11 protein-coding genes are annotated in these 19,100 nt (G+C 57.8%); 2 read left to right on the forward strand and 9 right to left on the reverse strand.

Annotated features, from left to right (window positions below):
• Positions 1-7: 7 nt before the first annotated feature.
• Entirely contained in the window at positions 8-2,401 is a 2,394-nt protein-coding gene (gene malP / locus ACERY3_RS17750) for a maltodextrin phosphorylase (protein ID WP_373226175.1), read from the reverse strand.
• Positions 2,402-2,987: 586 nt separating this feature from the next.
• On the opposite strand from malP, the gene malT reads away from it, so the two are divergent.
• Positions 2,988-5,693, forward strand: a complete 2,706-nt coding sequence (gene malT, locus ACERY3_RS17755; RefSeq protein WP_048981440.1) for an HTH-type transcriptional regulator MalT — start codon at positions 2,988-2,990, stop codon at positions 5,691-5,693.
• A gap of 62 nt (positions 5,694-5,755) precedes the next feature.
• Here the strand turns inward: malT and ACERY3_RS17760 are convergent, their stop codons facing one another.
• From ACERY3_RS17760 to glpE, 3 genes are read right to left on the reverse strand one after another with little or no spacing between them, the layout of a single operon-like run.
• Positions 5,756-6,514: a DeoR/GlpR family transcriptional regulator gene (locus ACERY3_RS17760; RefSeq protein WP_008503060.1), complete on the reverse strand. Its 759-nt coding sequence runs from the start codon at positions 6,512-6,514 to the stop codon at positions 5,756-5,758.
• A gap of 16 nt (positions 6,515-6,530) precedes the next feature.
• Positions 6,531-7,361 carry a rhomboid family intramembrane serine protease GlpG gene (gene glpG / locus ACERY3_RS17765; protein WP_045888427.1) on the reverse strand — a complete coding sequence of 277 codons (831 nt, stop codon included), beginning with the start codon at positions 7,359-7,361 and terminating at the stop codon, positions 6,531-6,533.
• 47 nt (positions 7,362-7,408) lie between these two features.
• Positions 7,409-7,741: a thiosulfate sulfurtransferase GlpE gene (glpE, locus tag ACERY3_RS17770; RefSeq protein WP_006177908.1), complete on the reverse strand. Its 333-nt coding sequence runs from the start codon at positions 7,739-7,741 to the stop codon at positions 7,409-7,411.
• Between the two features lie 302 nt (positions 7,742-8,043).
• On the opposite strand from glpE, the gene glpD reads away from it, so the two are divergent.
• Complete coding sequence (gene glpD, locus ACERY3_RS17775; RefSeq protein WP_058841994.1) at positions 8,044-9,552, forward strand: glycerol-3-phosphate dehydrogenase; 1,509 nt, start codon at positions 8,044-8,046, stop codon at positions 9,550-9,552.
• 110 nt (positions 9,553-9,662) lie between these two features.
• Here the strand turns inward: glpD and glgP are convergent, their stop codons facing one another.
• Genes glgP through glgB form a run of 5 tightly spaced genes read right to left on the reverse strand, consistent with a single transcriptional unit; the run spans position 9,663 to position 19,031 of the window.
• Positions 9,663-12,110 (reverse strand): glycogen phosphorylase, encoded by a 2,448-nt coding sequence (gene glgP / locus ACERY3_RS17780; protein ID WP_029740650.1) that lies wholly within the window; start codon positions 12,108-12,110, stop codon positions 9,663-9,665.
• A gap of 18 nt (positions 12,111-12,128) precedes the next feature.
• Positions 12,129-13,562, reverse strand: coding sequence for a glycogen synthase GlgA (glgA, locus tag ACERY3_RS17785; protein ID WP_023309509.1), 1,434 nt, complete (start codon positions 13,560-13,562; stop codon positions 12,129-12,131).
• Positions 13,562-14,857 (reverse strand): glucose-1-phosphate adenylyltransferase, encoded by a 1,296-nt coding sequence (gene glgC / locus ACERY3_RS17790; protein ID WP_023337914.1) that lies wholly within the window; start codon positions 14,855-14,857, stop codon positions 13,562-13,564. Before glgC ends, glgA begins: the two co-directional genes overlap by 1 nt.
• 17 nt (positions 14,858-14,874) lie before the next feature.
• A complete protein-coding gene (gene glgX, locus ACERY3_RS17795; protein WP_047059850.1) occupies positions 14,875-16,848 on the reverse strand; it encodes a glycogen debranching protein GlgX in 1,974 nt (657 codons plus the stop codon).
• Positions 16,845-19,031, reverse strand: a complete 2,187-nt coding sequence (gene glgB / locus ACERY3_RS17800; RefSeq protein WP_047059922.1) for a 1,4-alpha-glucan branching enzyme — start codon at positions 19,029-19,031, stop codon at positions 16,845-16,847. Before glgB ends, glgX begins: the two co-directional genes overlap by 4 nt.
• Positions 19,032-19,100 lie beyond the last annotated feature (69 nt).

Consider the following 19,100-nt stretch of genomic DNA (forward strand, 5'->3'; position numbering starts at 1 on the left):
CGCTTCCTTAGCGTTTTTCCTGCCAGATACGGGCCTGATAATCACGGATTGAACGGTCAGAGCTGAACATACCGCAGCGGGCAGTGTTCAGAATGCACGCGCGGGTCCACGCCTCCTGGTCACGATACAGCACGTCGACCTGCTTTTGCGCTTCAACGTAGGCCGTGAAGTCCGCCATCACCAGATACGGGTCACCGCCGTGTTTGTCCATGCTGTGCAGCATCTGGTCAAACGCGTGCTTGTCGCCGTCGCTGTATTTACCGCTTTCCAGCTCCTTCAGCACCGCGTCGAGCACTTTGTCTTTCTTACGCCATTTCACCGGATCATAGCCTTTGGCCTTGATGGCTTTCACCTCTTCCACGGTATGGCCGAAGATAAAGATGTTCTCTTCACCCACCTTCTCGGCGATTTCGACGTTTGCCCCGTCGAGCGTACCGACGGTCAGCGCGCCGTTCAGCGCCAGCTTCATGTTGCCGGTACCGGACGCTTCTTTCCCTGCCGTCGAGATCTGCTCGGAGATATCCGCCGCCGGGATCAGCATTTCAGCCGCCGAGACGCAGTAGTCCGGCAGGAACACCACCTTCAGCTTGTCGCCCACTTTCGGATCGCTGTTGATCGCCGCCGCCACTTTATTGATGGCGAGGATAATGTTTTTCGCCAGGTAGTAGCCCGGCGCCGCTTTCGCACCGAACAGGAACACGCGCGGCACGCGGTCGGCCTGCGGGTTCTCGCGGATCTCTTTGTACAGCGCCAGAATGTGCAGCAGGTTCAGGTGCTGGCGTTTGTACTCGTGCAGACGTTTGATCTGAATGTCGAAAATGGCATTCGGGTTGATCTCAATCCCGGTACGCACTTTCACAAACTCCGCCAGGCGAACCTTGTTCTCCAGCTTGATCGCGCGGTACTGCTCGCGGAATTTCGCGTCGTCAGCCTGTTTTTCCAGGTTGATGAGCTGGTCCAGATCGTTGGCCCACTCTTTCTTCAGGGTCTTATCCAGCAGACCGGCCAGCAGCGGGTTGCACTGCTTGATCCAGCGACGCGGCGTGATGCCGTTGGTCACGTTGTGGAATTTGGTCGGCCACAGCTGGTGATATTCCGGGAAGAGATCTTTGACCACCAGATCCGAGTGGAGCGCCGCCACGCCGTTCACCGCAAAGCCGCTGACCACGCACATGTTCGCCATGCGCACCTGTTTGTCATGCACAACCGCCAGCTTCGCCCAGACCGCTTTGTTGCCTGGCCAGGTTTTATCCACCAGGGTTTTAAACTGGTCGTTAATCTTGTTGATGATCTGCATGTGGCGCGGCAGCAGCGTTTTCACCAGCTTCTCATCCCAGCACTCGAGCGCTTCTGGCATCAGGGTGTGGTTGGTGTAGGCAAAGGTACGGCTGGTGATGGCCCAGGCGTCATCCCAGCTCAGCTGATGCTCGTCGATCAGCACGCGCAGCAGTTCCGGGATCGCAATCGTCGGGTGCGTGTCGTTGAGCTGAATCACTTCGAAGTCCGGCAGCTGCGCCAGCTTGCGGCCCGCCAGATGATGGCGACGCAGAATGTCCGCCACGGAGCAGGCGCACTGGAAGTACTGCTGCATCAGGCGCAGCTTTTTACCGGCCAGGTGGTTGTCGTTCGGGTAGAGGACTTTGGTCAGCTTCTCGGCGTCGATGCCCTGCTGCTCGGCGCGCAGGAAATCGCCGTCGTTGAATTTGGTCAGGTTAAACGGATGCGCGTGCTTCGCCTGCCACAGACGCAGCGGCTGCGCCACGCCGTTACGGTAGCCGAGCACCGGCAGATCCCAGGCTTCACCGGTAATGGTGAACGCCGGTTCCCAGAGCCCCTGCTTTGTCACTTTCCCGCCAATACCGACCTGCACATCCAGCTGCGCGTTGTGGCGGAACCACGGATAGGTATTGCGATGCCAGTCGTCCGGCGCTTCCATCTGATGGCCATCGGCAAACGACTGACGGAACAGGCCATACTGATAGTTCAGACCATAGCCAATCGCGGACTGGCCGACGGTCGCCATGGAGTCCAGGAAGCAGGCCGCCAGGCGTCCCAGGCCGCCGTTGCCCAGCGCCGGGTCAATCTCTTCTTCCAGCAGGTCGGTCAGGTTAATGTCGTGTTCTTTGAGGACGTCACCGACCTCCTGATACCAGCCAAGGTTCAACAGGTTGTTGCCCGTCAGACGGCCAATCAGGAATTCCATTGAAATGTAGTTTACATGGCGCTGGTTCTTCACCGGCTTTGCCAAAGGCTGAGCATCCAGCTGTTCTGCGAGCGCACCGCTCACGGCCTGCCACCACTGGTGAGGCGTCATCTCGTTTGCAGCATGAAGGCCAAAACGCTGCCACTGACGCGTCAGGGCAGCCTGGAATTGAGCTTTGTTGAAGGTAGGCTGTGACATAGGGGATCGGCATCCTTTAGAAAGAAAACACAAGTTGGCGCTAGTGTGCCTGGCTCATTTCCCCTCTTCCTCCTCCTGTGGGGGATTAGACAGGGAGGAGTAGCGGGGATGAGCATAAAAGTGTGATCGAGGCCACTCTCAGAGCATAGTTCGAGTGTGCCCGGAAGATAAAAAAGTAACCGGGGAGAATGTCAAAGAAATGAAATGCAGTTTCGGGTGAAATTAATCCGTTCTGAAATGATTACTTACGTAGAATAATAATTTAGCCATCGGGACAGATCTCAAAAGACTATTACTCTCACTCAACTTTACCCGCACTTTATTAAATTTGACGTCACTATACCTTTCTGAAACCAGTTTCAGCGCAGCGGCAATGTATACAGACAAACCAGCAGTGACGCGGCGTTACGGCCCTTTCGAGAAAGTTCCAACATTTGCCTGAATGTTTTGTGACAGAGTGCAAATTCAGAACCACAAAACCCAGACATAACTTGCAATAGTTCTCTTTCTGTTCGACCTTATATCGTATTAATTACGAAGCGCAAAAAAAATAAAATCTCTCGTTCCCCACAGTGAAGTGAAACCTATGTTGATTCCGTCTAAATTAAGTCGCCCGGTTCGTCTTGACCATACAGTGGTCCGCGAGCGTCTGTTGGCTAAACTTTCCGGCGCGCATAATTTCCGACTGGCGCTGGTTACGAGCCCTGCAGGCTATGGAAAAACAACGCTCATTTCGCAATGGGCCGCGGGTAAAAGCGATCTTGGCTGGTACTCCCTCGACGAGGGCGATAACCAGCAGGAGCGTTTTGCCAGCTATCTGATTGCCGCCATACAGCAAGCCACCCATGGACACTGCGTCGCCAGTGAGGTGATGGTGCAAAAGCGCCAGTACGCCAGCCTGTCCTCCCTTTTCTCACAGCTGTTTATCGAACTGGCCGAATGGCATCGCCCGCTTTACGTGGTGATTGATGATTACCATCTCATCACGAATCCGGTGATTCATGAATCTATGCGTTTCTTCCTGCGCCATCAGCCGGAAAACCTGACTTTAGTGGTGCTGTCACGCAACCTGCCGCAGCTGGGTATTGCCAACCTGCGCGTGCGCGATCAGCTTCTGGAAGTGGGCAGCCAGCAGCTGGCCTTTACCCACCAGGAAGCGAAACAGTTCTTTGACTGCCGCCTGACATCACCGATTGAGGCCGCCGAGAGCAGCCGTCTGTGTGATGACGTTGCCGGCTGGGCCACGGCGCTGCAGCTCATCGCGCTCTCTGCCCGACAAAACAACAGTCCGGCGCATCAGTCTGCGCGGCGTCTGGCGGGCATCAACGCCAGTCACCTTTCCGACTATCTGGTGGATGAGGTGCTGGACAGCGTCGATCCCTCGACGCGTAATTTCCTGCTGAAAAGCTCGCTGCTGCGTTCCATGAACGATGCGCTTATCGTGCGCGTAACGGGCTGTGAAAACGGTCAGCTGCAGCTCGAAGAGATTGAACGTCAGGGCCTTTTCCTGACGCGCATGGACGATCCCGGCGAGTGGTTTAGCTATCACCCGCTGTTTGGCAGCTTCCTGCGCCAGCGCTGTCAGTGGGAACTGGCGGTTGAACTGCCAGAGATCCACCGCGCCGCTGCCGAAAGCTGGATGGCGCAAGGCTTCCCGAGTGAGGCCATCCACCACGCGCTGGCCGCCGGTGATGCCAGCATGCTGCGCGATATCCTCCTCAATCATGCGTGGGGCCTGTTTAACCACAGCGAACTAACGCTGCTGGAAGAGTCTCTCAAAGCCCTGCCGTGGGAAAGCCTGCTGGAGAACCCGCGTCTGGTGCTGCTGCAGGCCTGGCTGATGCAGAGCCAGCACCGCTACAGCGAAGTGAACACCCTGCTGGCGCGTGCAGAGCAGGAGATGGAAAGCGAAATGGATACCACCCTGCACGGCGAGTTCAACGCGCTGCGCGCTCAGGTGGCCATTAACGACGGCGACCCGGACGAAGCTGAACGGCTGGCGATGGTCGCGCTGGATGAACTGCCGCTGGCCAACTTCTACAGCCGCATCGTGGCGACCTCGGTGCACGGTGAAGTGCTGCACTGCAAAGGCGACCTCACCCGTTCGCTTTCACTGATGCAGCAAACCGAACAGATGGCGCGTCGACATGATGTCTGGCATTACGCGCTGTGGAGCCTGATCCAACAGAGCGAGATTTTATTCGCGCAGGGGTTCCTGCAGGCCGCCTGGGAAAACCAGGAAAAAGCGTTCCAGCTGATTCGTGAACAGCATCTGGAACAGCTGCCGATGCACGAGTTCCTGTTGCGTATTCGCGCTCAGCTGCTGTGGGCATGGTCGCGTCTGGATGAAGCAGAAAGCTGCGCCCGCCAGGGTGTGGATGTCCTTTCCAGCTTCCAGCCTCAGCAGCAGCTGCAGTGTCTGGCGCTGCTGGTGCAGTGCTCGCTGGCGCGCGGCGATCTCGATAACGCCCGCAACCATCTGAACCGCCTGGAGAACCTGCTCGGCAACGGTCAGTATCACAGCGACTGGGTCTCAAACGCCGATAAGGTCCGGGTGATTTACTGGCAGATGACCGGCGATAAAAAATCCGCCGCCAACTGGCTGCGTCAGACGCCTAAACCGGAATTTGCGAACAACCACTTCCTGCAGAGCCAGTGGCGCAACATTGCCCGCGCGCAGATCCTGCTCGGCGAAGTAGAGCCCGCAGAGATTGTGCTGGAAGAGCTGAACGAGAACGCGCGCAGCCTGCGTCTGATGAGCGACCTGAACCGCAACCTGCTGCTGCTGAACCAGCTTTACTGGCAGGCGGGTCGTAAAAACGATGCCCAGCGCGTGCTGCTGGAAGCGCTGCAGCTGGCTAACCGCACCGGTTTTATCAGCCACTTTGTAATTGAAGGTGAAGTGATGGCGCAGCAGCTGCGTCAGCTTATTCAGCTCAACACGCTGCCGGAGCTGGACCAGCATCGCGCCCAGCGCATTCTGCGCGAGATAAACCAGCATCATCGGCACAAGTTCGCGCATTTTGATGAGAACTTCGTTGAGCGTCTGCTGAACCACCCGGAAGTGCCGGAACTTATCCGCACCAGTCCGCTCACCCAGCGCGAATGGCAGGTTCTGGGTCTGATCTATTCAGGCTACAGCAACGAGCAGATTGCCGGTGAGCTTGCGGTGGCGGCGACCACCATCAAAACGCATATCCGCAATCTGTATCAGAAGCTGGGCGTGGCGCATCGTCAGGATGCGGTGCAGCATGCGCAGCAGCTGTTGAAGATGATGGGGTATGGCGTTTAGGACCTCTGCGGTCTGATGCCCTCACCCCGGCCCTCTCCCACAGGGAGAGGGAGAACGGCTTTTCAACACAACTCTAACTGCAAATTATTATCCTTAATCACCTGCATCACGCCCGCCGGCGGCATCACGTCGGTGTAGACCGCATCCACCATGCTGATGCTGCCCATGTTTACCATCGCATTTCGGCCAAACTTCGAATGGTCCACCACCAGCATCACGTGGCGTGAGTTTTCAATAATCGCACGCTTGGTGCGCACCTCGTGATAATCAAATTCCAGCAGCGAGCCGTCGCTGTCGATGCCGCTGATCCCGAGAATGCCGAAGTCGAGGCGGAACTGAGAGATAAAATCGAGGGTCGCTTCGCCGATGATCCCGCCGTCGCGGCTGCGCAGTTCGCCGCCCGCGAGGATGATGCGGAAGTCATCTTTCTGCATCAGGGTATTGGCCACGTTCAGGTTGTTCGTGACCACGCGCAGGTTCTCGTGATCCAGCAGCGCATGGGCGACCGCTTCCGGCGTGGTGCCGATATCAATAAACAGCGTCGCCCCGTTCGGGATCTGGCTGGCGACCTTGCGGGCAATGCGCTCTTTCTCTGCCGTCTGCGTGGCTTTACGGTCATGCCAGGAGGTATTGACCGAACTGGACGGCAGCGCCGCGCCGCCGTGGTGGCGAAGAATGCGGTTCTGATCGGCCAGGTCGTTCAGGTCACGACGGATGGTTTGCGGGCTGACGGCAAACTGCTCCACCAGCTCTTCGGTGCTGACGTATCCCTGTTTTTTTACCAGTTCGATAATAGCGTCATGACGTTGTGTTTGTTTCATCAATTATCCCTGAGAATTATGTTCGTTTTCGCGCATGGAGCGTGTCGGCAAAGGCCATCGCTAACCCCACGGCCAGCCCGGCGACGTGTGCACCGTTGGCGATAGACATACCAAACAGATCAAACCATCCGGCAATAAGCCATATTAACGCAAAGGTTATTAATCCGCGTTGCAGATAGATGCCGCTTTCCGGATCGCGCTCCCCGCGAAGCCAGACATAGCCCATCAGGGCATACACGACGCCCGACAGCCCGCCGAACCACGGCCCGCTGAACTTGTGCTGCACATAGCCGCTCAGCAGGGCGCTGATAAGGGTGATAACGATCAGCTTGCCGCTGCCCAGACGCTTTTCAACAGCGCCGCCGAGATACCACCACCAGAGCAGGTTAAAGAGAATATGCATCACCGAGAAGTGCATCAGCGCGTGGCTAAAGTAGCGCCAGACGTCAAACTCAAGAGACGGGTCATAGGGCCAGGCCAGGGCAATCATCACGCTCTGGTCGCCCACCACGTTCATAATGATGAAAACGATAATGCAGGCCGCCATCAGCAGCAGCGTAAACGGGCCGGCGCGCTCGCGGATGGTGGCGAGGAAGGGAAAACGGCTGTAGTGCAGTCCGCTGTCGGTCTGCCCGGACTGCCAGCTGGCCGCCAGATAGCGCGGGTCGCCGGGGTTCTCAAGAAAACGCGCCAGCTCTTCGTTTACGCGCGCGGCCTGGCTCTCGTCGGCCAGCCAGACGTCGGTCTGCGTATGTTGCTGAATGGTCAGAATAACGCCCTGCGTCGCCATATAGTCGACAAACGCCTGGGCGACGCGCGGGTTGGTAAAAGAAGTGATCATCAACATGGGCAGCGGTCGCTTATTTCCACACAAAAGGGGACAGTATAGCGGGATCAGCGCTCAAAAGCGTATTCCACTTCTGCCGGGAAATGACGATGCCAGGCATCGAAGCCGCCGTCGACGCTGTACACCGCGTCGTAGCCCTGCTGAAGCAGATACTGCGCCGCACCTTTGCTGCTGTTGCCGTGGTAGCACATGACCATCACCGGCGTCTCGAAGTCGTTATCGCGCATAAACGCGCCCAGCGTGTCGTTAGTGAGATGAAACGCGCCCGGCGTGTGGCCCATCGCAAAACTCTGCGGATCGCGGATGTCCACCAGCACCGCTTTTCCCTGGTGCATCTTCTGGTGGGCTTCTTCTACGTTAATACATTCAAACTGATCCATGGTGTTCTCTTTCGCTTATTCAGGTTTTATGCCGCCTGCTGACCCTCACCCCTGCCCTCTCCCTAAAAGGGAGAGGGAGCAAACCATCCCCTCGCCCCTCAGGGGAGAGGGTTAGGGTGAGGGGAGAGAGCATCAGACCGCACTATTTTACCCCGTAGTGTACGTCCTGGCGGCGGGTAAACGCCATTATGTTATCCATATCACTCTAAATTGTTTTTTTGATGTTACCAAAAGCGCGTTCCTTTGCTATTATGAGCGATATCGAACATTTCTGAGCTTTAACGAAAGTGCATGAGGGTGTTATGGAAACCAAAGATCTGATTGTGATAGGCGGTGGCATCAACGGTGCCGGTATTGCGGTCGATGCCGCAGGACGCGGTTTATCCGTACTGATGCTGGAAGCTAACGACCTCGCCTGCGCGACGTCGTCCGCCAGCTCCAAACTGATTCACGGTGGCCTGCGCTACCTGGAACACTACGAATTCCGCCTGGTCAGTGAAGCACTGGCCGAACGTGAAGTGCTGCTGAAAATGGCACCGCATCTGGCGATTCCGATGCGCTTCCGCCTGCCCCATCGCCCGCATCTGCGTCCGGCGTGGATGATTCGAATCGGTCTGTTTATGTACGATCATCTGGGTAAACGCACCAGCCTCCCGGGTTCGACAGGTTTGCGTTTTGGCTCAGAATCGGTCCTTAAGCCTGAAATCGTGCGCGGTTTCGAATATTCCGACTGCTGGGTGGACGACGCGCGTCTGGTACTGGCGAATGCCCAGATGGTCGAGAAGAAAGGCGGCGAGGTGAAAACCCGTACCCGCGCGACCGCTGCCCGTCGTGAAAACGGCCTGTGGATTGTGGAAGCGGAAGACATCGATACCGGCGAGAAATTCAGCTGGAAAGCGCGCGGCCTGGTGAACGCTACCGGCCCGTGGGTGAAGCAGTTCTTCGACGACGGCATGCATCTGCCTTCGCCGTACGGCATTCGCCTGATCAAGGGCAGCCACATTGTGGTGCCGCGCGCGCATACGCAGAAGCAGGCCTACATTCTGCAGAACGAAGACAAGCGCATCGTGTTTGTGATCCCGTGGATGGACGAATTCTCGATCATCGGCACCACCGACGTGGAGTACAAAGGCGATCCGAAGAACGTCGAGATCGACGAGAGCGAAGTGAACTACCTGCTCAAAGTGTATAACGCGCACTTCAGGAAGCAGCTGTCACGCGATGACGTGGTCTGGACCTACTCCGGCGTGCGTCCGCTGTGCGATGACGAGTCTGACTCACCGCAGGCGATTACCCGCGACTATACGCTCGATATTCACGACGTTGACGGTCAGGCACCGCTGCTTTCCGTGTTTGGCGGCAAGCTGACCACCTACCGCAAGCTGGCCGAGCACGCGCTGGAAAAACTGGCGCCGTACTACAAAGGCATTGGTCCGGCATGGACCAAAGGCGCGGTACTACCCGGCGGTGATATCGGCGACAATCGCGATGATTACGCCGCGAAGCTGCGCCGTCGCTTCCCGTTCATCACCGAAGGGATGGCGCGCCACTATGCCCGCACCTACGGCAGCAATACCGAGCTGTTCCTGGGCGATGCGAAGGACATTGCGGATCTGGGCGAACATTTCGGCCACGAGCTGTACGAAGCCGAGCTGCGTTACCTGGTTGAGCATGAGTGGGTTCGTCGTCTGGATGATGCTATCTGGCGTCGTACCAAAGAAGGGATGTGGCTCAACGCCGAGCAGCAGTCTCGCGTGGCGCAATGGTTACAGCAAAATGCGGGGAAGCGTGAGCTGTCGCTGGCGTCGTAATACGATCGGTGCGGGCTGATGCCCCCTCACCCTAACCCTCTCCCCGAAGGGGAGAGGGTACTTTAACACCCTCTCCCCTTCGGGGAGAGGGCTGGGGTGAGGGGTTGTTTTTACAACCTCACCGGATCAATATGCCAGATCGTCTCGGCATACTCCTTGATGGTCCTGTCGGACGAGAAATAGCCCATATTGGCGATGTTATACATCGCGGCGCTGGTCCACTTCTCCTGCTGACGGTACAGCTCGTCAACCTTATCCTGACAGTCCACGTAGCTGCGATAGTCCGCCAGCACCTGGTAGTGATCGCCAAAGTTAATCAGCGAATCCACCAGATCGCGGTAGCGGCTCGGTTCATCCGGGCTAAACACGCCGGTCGCGATCTGCGTCAGCACCTGACGTAACTCTTCATCCTCTTCGTAATATTGACGCGGCGAGTAGCCTTTCCTGCGCAGCGCCTCCACCTCTTCCGTCGTATTACCGAAGATAAAGATATTTTCTTCGCCCACGTGCTCCAGCATCTCGACGTTCGCCCCGTCCAGCGTACCAATGGTCAGCGCGCCGTTAAGGGCAAACTTCATGTTACTGGTGCCGGAGGCTTCCGTACCCGCCGTGGAAATCTGCTCAGAGAGATCCGCCGCCGGGATGATCATCTGCGCCAGGCTCACGCTGTAGTTCGGAATGAACACCACTTTCAGCTTGTCGCCAATGTCCGGATCCTGGTTGACCACCTTCGCCACGTCGTTGATGAGATGAATGATGTGCTTCGCCATGTAGTAGGCGGAAGCCGCCTTACCGGCGAAGATCTTCACGCGCGGCACCCATTCGGCCGTTGGATCGGCCTTGATGCGGTTGTAATGGGTGATCACGTGCAGCACGTTCATCAGCTGACGCTTGTATTCGTGGATGCGTTTGATCTGAACGTCAAACAGCGCTTTCGGGTTTGCCACCACGTTGAGGTGCATCGCCAGCCAGACCGCCAGACGCTTTTTGTTCAGCAGCTTGGCTTCGCGCACGGCTTTGTTCACCGTCGGGAAATCAATATGCTGTTCCAGCTCGCTCAGCTGGCTCAAGTCGGTACGCCAGGTACGGCCGATATTCTCGTCCAGCACCTCAGAGAGCGGCTGGTTGGCCAGCGCCAGCCAGCGGCGCGGCGTGACGCCGTTGGTCACGTTGCAGAACCGCGTCGGGAAGATTTTCGCGAAGTCCGCAAAAAGCGACTGCACCATCAGGTTCGAGTGGAGCTCGGACACGCCGTTGACCTTGTGGCTGATGACGACCGCCAGCCAGGCCATGCGCACGCGGCGCCCGTTCGATTCATCAATGATGGAAGCGCGGCTCAGCAGCCCGGTATCGTTCGGGTATTGCTCCTGCAGGGTCTTGAGGAAGTAGTCGTTAATCTCAAAGATAATCTGCAGATGGCGCGGCAGGATTTTGCCGAGCATGTCTACCGGCCACGTTTCCAGCGCTTCGCTCATCAGCGTGTGGTTGGTGTAGGAGAATACCTGACAGGTCACTTCAAACGCGTCATCCCAGCTGAACTTATGCTCGTCGATCAGCAGACGCATCAGCTCCGGTATGGAAAGCACCGGGTGGGTGTCGTTAAGGTGGATCGCGGTTTTCTCCGCCAGGTTGGCGTAGGTTTTGTGCAGCTGATGGTGGCGGCTGAGGATATCCTGAATCGTCGAGGAGACGAGGAAATACTCCTGACGCAGGCGCAGCTCGCGACCGGAGTAGGTCGAGTCATCCGGGTACAGCACGCGGGACACGTTCTCGGAGTGGTTTTTGTCTTCCACCGCCGCAAAGTAGTCCCCCTGGTTGAATTTACCGAGGTTGATTTCGCTACTGGCCTGGGCGCTCCACAGGCGCAGCGTGTTGGTGGCATCGGTGTCATAGCCGGGGATAATCTGGTCGTAGGCCACGGCCAGGATCTCTTCCGTTTCTACCCAGCGGGATTTTTTGCCTTCCTGCTGGATACGTCCGCCAAAGCGCACCTTGTAGCGCGTATTGTGGCGCTTAAACTCCCACGGGTTGCCGTACTCCAGCCAGTAGTCCGGCGACTCTTTCTGGCGTCCGTCGACGATGTTCTGTTTGAACATACCGTAGTCGTAGCGAATACCGTAGCCGCGGCCCGGCAGCGCCAGCGTTGCCAGCGAGTCGAGGAAGCAGGCGGCGAGACGCCCCAGGCCGCCGTTGCCGAGGCCCGGGTCGTTCTCTTCGTCGATCAGCTCTTCTAAATCTAACCCCATCTCTTCCAGGGCGGTTTTGACGTCGTCATAAATACCGAGCGACAACAGCGCGTTGGACAGCGTGCGGCCAATCAAAAATTCCATCGACAGGTAGTAAACCTGACGCGTTTCCTGCGAGAGCTGGGCGCGGTTTGAGCGCAGCCAGCGTTCAACTAAGCGGTCACGCACCGCAAACAGGGTGGCGTTCAGCCACTCGTGCTTGTTGGCGATAACCGGATCTTTCCCGATGGTGAACATCAGCTTGTAGGCGATGGAGTGCTTTAACGCCTCAACGCTGAGCGTGGGTGAAGAGTAGCTAAATGGAGCGTTCATATCAGTAACTTCGCCTCGTTACATCAAGCGTTGATAGAGATCGCGGTATGACTGCGCCGCAACATGCCAGCTAAAGTCCATGGACATCGCCTGACGCTGAACGTAACGCCAGAGCGATGGACGGGACCACAAGACGAAAGCACGCCGAATCGCCCGAAGCAGCGACCAGGCATTACTGTCCTCAAAGACAAACCCGCTGGCGATACCGTCCGCCAGGTTTTCCAGAGAGCTATCGGATACGGTATCCGCCAGTCCGCCCGTGCGGCGCACCAGCGGCAGCGTGCCGTATTTCAGGCCGTAAAGCTGCGTCAGGCCGCAGGGTTCGAAACGGCTCGGCACCAGGATGACGTCCGCGCCTCCCATGATGCGGTGCGAGAACGCTTCGTGATAGCCAATCTGCACGCCCACCTGCCCCGGATGTTCCGCCGCAGCGGCAAGGAAGCCTTCCTGCAGCACCGGGTCGCCCGCGCCGAGCAGCGCCAGCTGTCCGCCCTGCTCCAGTAAACCGGGCAGCGCCTCCAGCACCAGATCCAGCCCTTTCTGGCTGGTCAGGCGGCTGACCACCGCGAACAGCGGCACTTTATCGTTAACCTTCAGGCCCATTGCAATCTGCAGCTGGCGTTTGTTCTCCGCTTTGTCTTCCACGGAATCACGGCCATAGCGCGCCGCCAGCAGGAGATCGGTTTCCGGGCTCCAGATCTGTTCATCCACGCCGTTCAGAATGCCTGACAGGCGGCCTTCGCGGTGGCGCTGTTGCAGCAACCCTTCCATGCCGTAGCCAAACTCCGGCTGGGTGATCTCACGCGCGTAGGTTGGGCTCACGGCGGTAATATGATCGGCGTAATACAGCCCGGCTTTCAGGAACGAGATCTGCCCGTTAAATTCCAGCCCGTGCATGTTATAGAACGATAATGGCAGATCGATTTCACTCATGTGATGGGCATAGTACATCCCCTGATACGCCAGGTTATGCACGGTAAAGACCGATTTCGCCGGGTGGCCGCGCGCCGCGAGATACGCCGGGGCAAGCCCGGCGTGCCAGTCGTGCGCGTGCACCACATCCGGGCGCCAGAACGGATCCAGCCCCGTCGCCATTTCTGCCCCGACCCAGCCGAGCAGCGCAAAGCGCAGCACGTTATCGGTGTAGGCGAACAGGTTCGTATCGTGATACGGGCTGCCCGGTCGATCGTATAAGTGTGGCGCGTCGATCAGGTAAATCCCTACGCCATTGTAATGTCCAAACAGCAGGGTGATGCGTCCGGCGAAGGTCTCACGGCGGGTCACCACTTTTGCATCGGGAATTCCACGCCGGATATCCGGAAAGGCGGGCAGCAGGACTCGGGTATCCACGCCTCCGGCGATTTGCGCTGCCGGTAATGCACCCAGAACATCTGCCAGACCGCCCGTTTTTAACAACGGGAACATCTCAGAACATACATGTAAAACCTGCATCATCGCTCCTGTTTGATCTGCAGCTTCCGCAACATTTCCCGTGTGACTAACACGATCCCCTCTTCCGAACGATAGAAACGACGCGCGTCTTCTTCCGCGTTCTCACCAATCACCATCCCTTCTGGAATGACGCAGGCACGATCGATAACGCAGCGACGCAGACGGCACGAGCGCCCTACCCAGACATCAGGCAGTAAGACTGCCGAATCGATATTACAGAATGAATTTATTCGCACGCGGGGGAACAGTACCGACTGCACCACCACAGAGCCTGAAATAATGCACCCGCCGGACACCAGCGAGTTCAGCGTCATACCGTGGCTGCCGGAGCGGTCCTGCACGAATTTGGCCGGCGGCAGCGATTCCATATGGGTACGAATCGGCCAGTTCTGGTCGTACATATCCAGCTCAGGCGTGACCGACGCCAGGTCGAGGTTCGCTTTCCAGTACGCTTCCAGGGTTCCCACATCGCGCCAGTAAGGTTCCGCATTGGGGTCGGACTGCACGCAGGACAGCGGGAAAGGATGTGCATACGCCATGCCAGCTTTAGTAATTTTCGGAATGATGTCTTTACCGAAGTCGTGGCTGGAGTTTTCGTCTTTATCGTCGTCTTCAAGCAGCTCATAAAGATAATCTGCATCAAAGACATAAATCCCCATGCTGGCGAGCGATTTGGTGTCATCGCCCGGCATGGTTGGCGGGTTCGCCGGCTTTTCAACAAAGTCGATAATTTTGTCGTCGGCATCCACGTGCATCACGCCAAACGCCGTCGCTTCAGCAACGGGCACAGGCAGACACGCTACGGTGCAGCGCGCCCCTTTTTCGACGTGGTCGATGAGCATGTGGGAGTAATCTTGCTTGTAGATATGGTCCCCGGCGAGGATCACGATGTATTCCGCGTTATAGCGGCGAATGATGTCGAGGTTCTGCGTCACTGCATCCGCCGTTCCGCGGTACCAGTTCTCACCGTGGACGCGTTGCTGAGCGGGAAGGAGATCGACAAACTCGTTCATCTCTTCGCTGAAGAATGACCAGCCGCGCTGGATATGCTGAACCAGCGTGTGCGACTGATACTGCGTAATGACGCCAATACGGCGAATGCCCGAGTTAAGGCAGTTGGAGAGCGCAAAGTCGATGATACGGAACTTACCACCAAAGTGAACGGCCGGTTTCGCGCGCTTGATGGTCAAATCTTTCAGACGGGTACCACGTCCACCCGCAAGTATCAGGGCAACCGTTTTTAATGGTAGCTGGCGCGCCAACATTAAGGGATCGTTCTTCTCTAATCTAACCATGACTAACTCCTTTTTTATCATCTTTGGAATACGCACACTCCGTGCGCAGGCCCGTGCCAGACAGCCATTACTACCGGATTATCCGCTCCGGCAAAGGGGGGAACAGCTCGCCATTCCCCTTCAGGTAAAACAATCTCTGCGACGTCATCCGTCGCGTTCAGCGTGACCAGCCATTTATCCGACAGCAGGATTTGCAGGCGTGGTACGCCGTGTTGCCACTCTTGCGCGCTTAAGGGTTGCGCGTCTTGATTCAACCAGCGAACGTTGCCGTCACCCTCTTCCCACCAGCGGTCGGCGGTCAGCGCGGGGATCTGCTGGCGAAGATGGATCAGCGCAGCGGTAAAATGAATCAGCCCGCTGTTGGCTTCACCCCAGTCGAGCCAGGTTAACGTGTTGTCCTGGCAATACGCATTGTTGTTACCGTGCTGGCTATGGCCGTGTTCATCGCCTGCCAGCAGCATCGGCGTGCCCTGCGACAATAAAAGCGTTGTCAGCAAAGCGTGAACGCTGGCGCGTCGCCGCTCGATGACGTCCAGGCTTCCGCCTAACCCTTCTATACCATGATTAAAGCTATGGTTATTGTTAGTGCCATCGCGATTCTCTTCGCCGTTTGCCTCATTGTGTTTCTGATTGAAACAAACGCAGTCCCTGAGCGTAAAACCGTCGTGTGCCGTCAACAGATTGACGGTGGCCGACGGGCGTTTGCCGTCGCGCTTAAAGAGATCGCTTGAAGCGGCAAAGCGTCCGGCGAACTCCCCCAGCGACAGATTTCGTTCCAGCCAGAAGCGGCGCGCGGCATCGCGGTAGTGATCGTTCCACTCGGCAAACAGCGGCGGGAAATTCCCGACCTGATAACCGCCTTCACCGATGTCCCACGGTTCGGCAATGAGCTTCACCTGCGAGAGCACCGGACAGTTTTTTATCGCCTCAAACAGCGGAGCCTGCTGGCTGAACGCCGGCGTGCGCCCCATCACGGGCGCCAGGTCGAAACGAAAACCGTCGACGTGGAACGTCTCCACCCAGTATTTCAGGCATTCATAAGCAAAATGCGTGACCGCCGGATGGCTGAGGTTGAGTGTGTTACCGCAGCCGGTCCAGTTCTCATAATCGCCATCCTGCCTGATCCAATAATAGCTACGGTTATCAATTCCGCGCATGGAGAGCGTCGGACCGTCGAGATCGCTTTCGGCACTGTGGTTCAGCACGACGTCCAGAATGACCTCAATGCCCGCCGTATGGAGCGCCTTCACCGCATCGCGAAACTCGTCCCGCGCCTTTTCCGGATGGGCGGCATAGCGTGGCTCAAGCGCGAACATCGCCAGCGGGTTGTAGCCCCAGTAGTTGCTTAGCCCCAGCCGCTGCAGGCGCGGTTCGCTGGCGAAATGGGCGACGGGCAACAGTTCCAGAGCGGTGATGCCGAGGTGTTTCAGGTAGGCGATCATGGTGGGATGCCCGAGCGCCTTATAGGTGCCGCGCATCTCTTTGGGGATCGACGGGTGCAGGTACGTCAGCCCTTTGACGTGGGCTTCATAAATGACGGTATTGCCCCACGGCGTCTGCGGCGGGGCATCGTCTTCCCAGTCATAAAGATCGTTCACCACCACGCTTTTTGGCGCGACGGGCGCGCTGTCGCGGTGGTCGGGCTCGCCGTAGCCCACGTGGAAGAGCGGGTCGTCTTTAAATTCGCCGTCCACGCGGTGCGCGCACGGGTCGATCAGCAGCTTCGCCGGGTTAAACCAGTGCCCCTGCGCCGGATCCCACGGACCATGTACGCGAAAGCCATAGTGCATGCCTGGCCGTCCTCCGGCCAGGTAGCCGTGCCAGGTATCCCCCGTGCGCGCGGGTAAATCGTAACGGTGTTCGTTACCTTCCCCATCAAACACGCACAGTTCTACCCGCTCAGCGTGAGCGGAAAAGAGGGTGAAATTGACACCCTTTCCGTCAAAACGCGCGCCGAGCGGTTCGGGTTTACCTGCCGTAAGCTGCGTCATTCGCCCTCCCGCATCAGCCAGATGGTGCCAAGCGGCGGCAGCGTCAGGCTCAGGGAGTTGGGTCGCCCGTGGCTTTCGATGGCGTCGCTCTGTACCAGCCCGCCGTTACCGGCGTTGCTGCCGTGATAGTGCATCGAGTCGGTATTCAGGATCTCGCGCCATTTGCCCGGCTGGTTAATGCCGAAGCGGTAGTGTTCGCGCGGCACCGGCGTGAAGTTGCTGGCGACGACGATCTCGTTACCCGCTTTGTCACGACGCACAAAGACAAACACCGAGCGCTCGTGGTCGTCCACCACCAGCCACTCAAAGCCGTACGGATCGAAGTCGAGCTCGTGCAGCGCTTTGTGGTGGCGATAGGTCAGGTTCAGGTCGCGCACCAGACGCTGCACCCCGTGGTGCCAGTTGTCGCCGCCTTCCAGCAGGTGCCAGTCGAGGCTGGCATCGTGGTTCCACTCGCGTCCCTGGGCGAACTCATTGCCCATAAACAGCAGTTTCTTGCCCGGGAAGGCAAACATCCAGCCGTAGTAGGCGCGCAGGTTGGCAAACTTCTGCCACGCGTCGCCCGGCATGCGGTCGAGAATGGATTTTTTGCCGTGCACCACTTCATCGTGCGACAGCGGCAGCATGAAGTTTTCGGTGTAGTTGTAGAGCATCCCGAACGTCAGCTTATCGTGATGATACTTACGGTGAACCGGATCCAGCTTCATGTAGTCGAGCGTGTCGTGCATCCAGCCCAGGTTCCACTTATACCAGAACCCCAGGCCGCCTGATGACGGCGGACGGGAGACGCCCGCAAAGTCGGTCGACTCTTCCGCCATAGTCACGGCACCGTCCACCTGTTCGCCGATAATGCGGTTTGTATTGCGCAGGAATTCAATCGCTTCCAGATTTTCACGGCCGCCAAACTCGTTCGGGATCCACTCGCCCTCTTTGCGGCTGTAGTCGCGGTAGATCATCGACGCCACCGCATCGACGCGCAGGGCATCAATGCCAAACCGCTCGATCCAGTACAGGGCATTCCCGACCAGATAGTTTGCGACTTCACGGCGACCGTAGTTGTAGATGAGCGTATTCCAGTCCTGGTGATAGCCTTCGCGCGGGTCGCTGTGCTCGTACAGCTTCGTGCCGTCAAACTCTGCCAGCGCAAAATCATCCGACGGGAAATGGCCCGGCACCCAGTCGAGGATGACGTTCAGCCCGGCGGCGTGCGCGGCATCAATGAAATAGCGGAAGTCATCGCGCGTGCCGAAGCGGCGCGTTGGCGCATACAGCCCGGTGGGCTGATAGCCCCAGCTGCCGTCGAACGGATGCTCGTTGACCGGCAGCAGCTCAAGGTGGGTAAAGCCCATCCATTTGGCGTAGGGCACCAGCTGGTCGGCAAGCTCCCGGTAGCTGAGCCAGAAGTTGTTATCGGTATGGCGACGCCAGGAGCCAAGGTGTACCTCATAGACGGAGATCGGCGCATCAAAGCGGTTGGCCTGTTTGCGCTCCTCCGTCTGGACGACCTTCTCCGGCAGGCCGCAAATCAGCGACGCGGTATCCGGGCGCATCTGCGCTTCGAAGGCATACGGGTCGGCTTTAATGCGCAGCTTGCCGTTGGCGTCGATCATCTCGAATTTATAAAGCTGCCCGGGGTGCGCCCCCGGGATAAACAGCTCCCAGATGCCGCTTTCCCGGCGCAGGCGCATCGGATGGCGGCGACCGTCCCAGTAGTTGAACTGGCCGACAACGGAGACGCGCTGGGCGTTAGGCGCCCACACGGAGAACCGCGTGCCGGTAATGCCGTCCATGGTATCGGCATGGGCACCCAGGGTTTCATAAGGGCGAAGATGCGTTCCTTCGGAGAGCAGCCATGCATCCATCTCTTTAAGCAGAGGGCCAAAGCTGTAAGGATCGTCAATCAGGTTTTGCTGACCGTGCCAGAGAACGGCGAGCTGATAGCGAAAAGGGTTTTTACGGCGGGGCATCACGCCCGAGAAGAAGCCACGGGAATCGAGGCATTCAAGATTACCGACCTTGCGGCCGGTTTTGGGTTCAATCACCCAGACTTCTGTGGCATCCGGTAACAGTGCCCGAACTTCAAGGCCATCCTCAGTTTGATGCATCCCAAGCACAGAAAAGGGGTCAGCAAAATGACCCGCAATAAGCGCATTAATCACGTCTCTATCCACACGATCGGACATGGTATTCATCCTGTTTTTTATGTCGTCCTTTTTAAGCGCTCCGGGACGACTTTTAATGTGACCTGAACG

This window comes from Enterobacter cloacae complex sp. ESBL7, assembly GCF_041679625.1.
GTDB lineage: Bacteria > Pseudomonadota > Gammaproteobacteria > Enterobacterales > Enterobacteriaceae > Enterobacter > Enterobacter asburiae_B.

Coding starts and splice junctions, on each gene's coding strand:
- malP (WP_373226175.1), bottom strand. CDS start 2,401: ATGTCACAGCCTACCTTCAACAAAGCTCAATTCCAGGCTGCCCTGACG.
- malT (WP_048981440.1), top strand. CDS start 2,988: ATGTTGATTCCGTCTAAATTAAGTCGCCCGGTTCGTCTTGACCATACA.
- ACERY3_RS17760 (WP_008503060.1), bottom strand. CDS start 6,514: ATGAAACAAACACAACGTCATGACGCTATTATCGAACTGGTAAAAAAA.
- glpG (WP_045888427.1), bottom strand. CDS start 7,361: ATGTTGATGATCACTTCTTTTACCAACCCGCGCGTCGCCCAGGCGTTT.
- glpE (WP_006177908.1), bottom strand. CDS start 7,741: ATGGATCAGTTTGAATGTATTAACGTAGAAGAAGCCCACCAGAAGATG.
- glpD (WP_058841994.1), top strand. CDS start 8,044: ATGGAAACCAAAGATCTGATTGTGATAGGCGGTGGCATCAACGGTGCC.
- glgP (WP_029740650.1), bottom strand. CDS start 12,110: ATGAACGCTCCATTTAGCTACTCTTCACCCACGCTCAGCGTTGAGGCG.
- glgA (WP_023309509.1), bottom strand. CDS start 13,562: ATGCAGGTTTTACATGTATGTTCTGAGATGTTCCCGTTGTTAAAAACG.
- glgC (WP_023337914.1), bottom strand. CDS start 14,857: ATGGTTAGATTAGAGAAGAACGATCCCTTAATGTTGGCGCGCCAGCTA.
- glgX (WP_047059850.1), bottom strand. CDS start 16,848: ATGACGCAGCTTACGGCAGGTAAACCCGAACCGCTCGGCGCGCGTTTT.
- glgB (WP_047059922.1), bottom strand. CDS start 19,031: ATGTCCGATCGTGTGGATAGAGACGTGATTAATGCGCTTATTGCGGGT.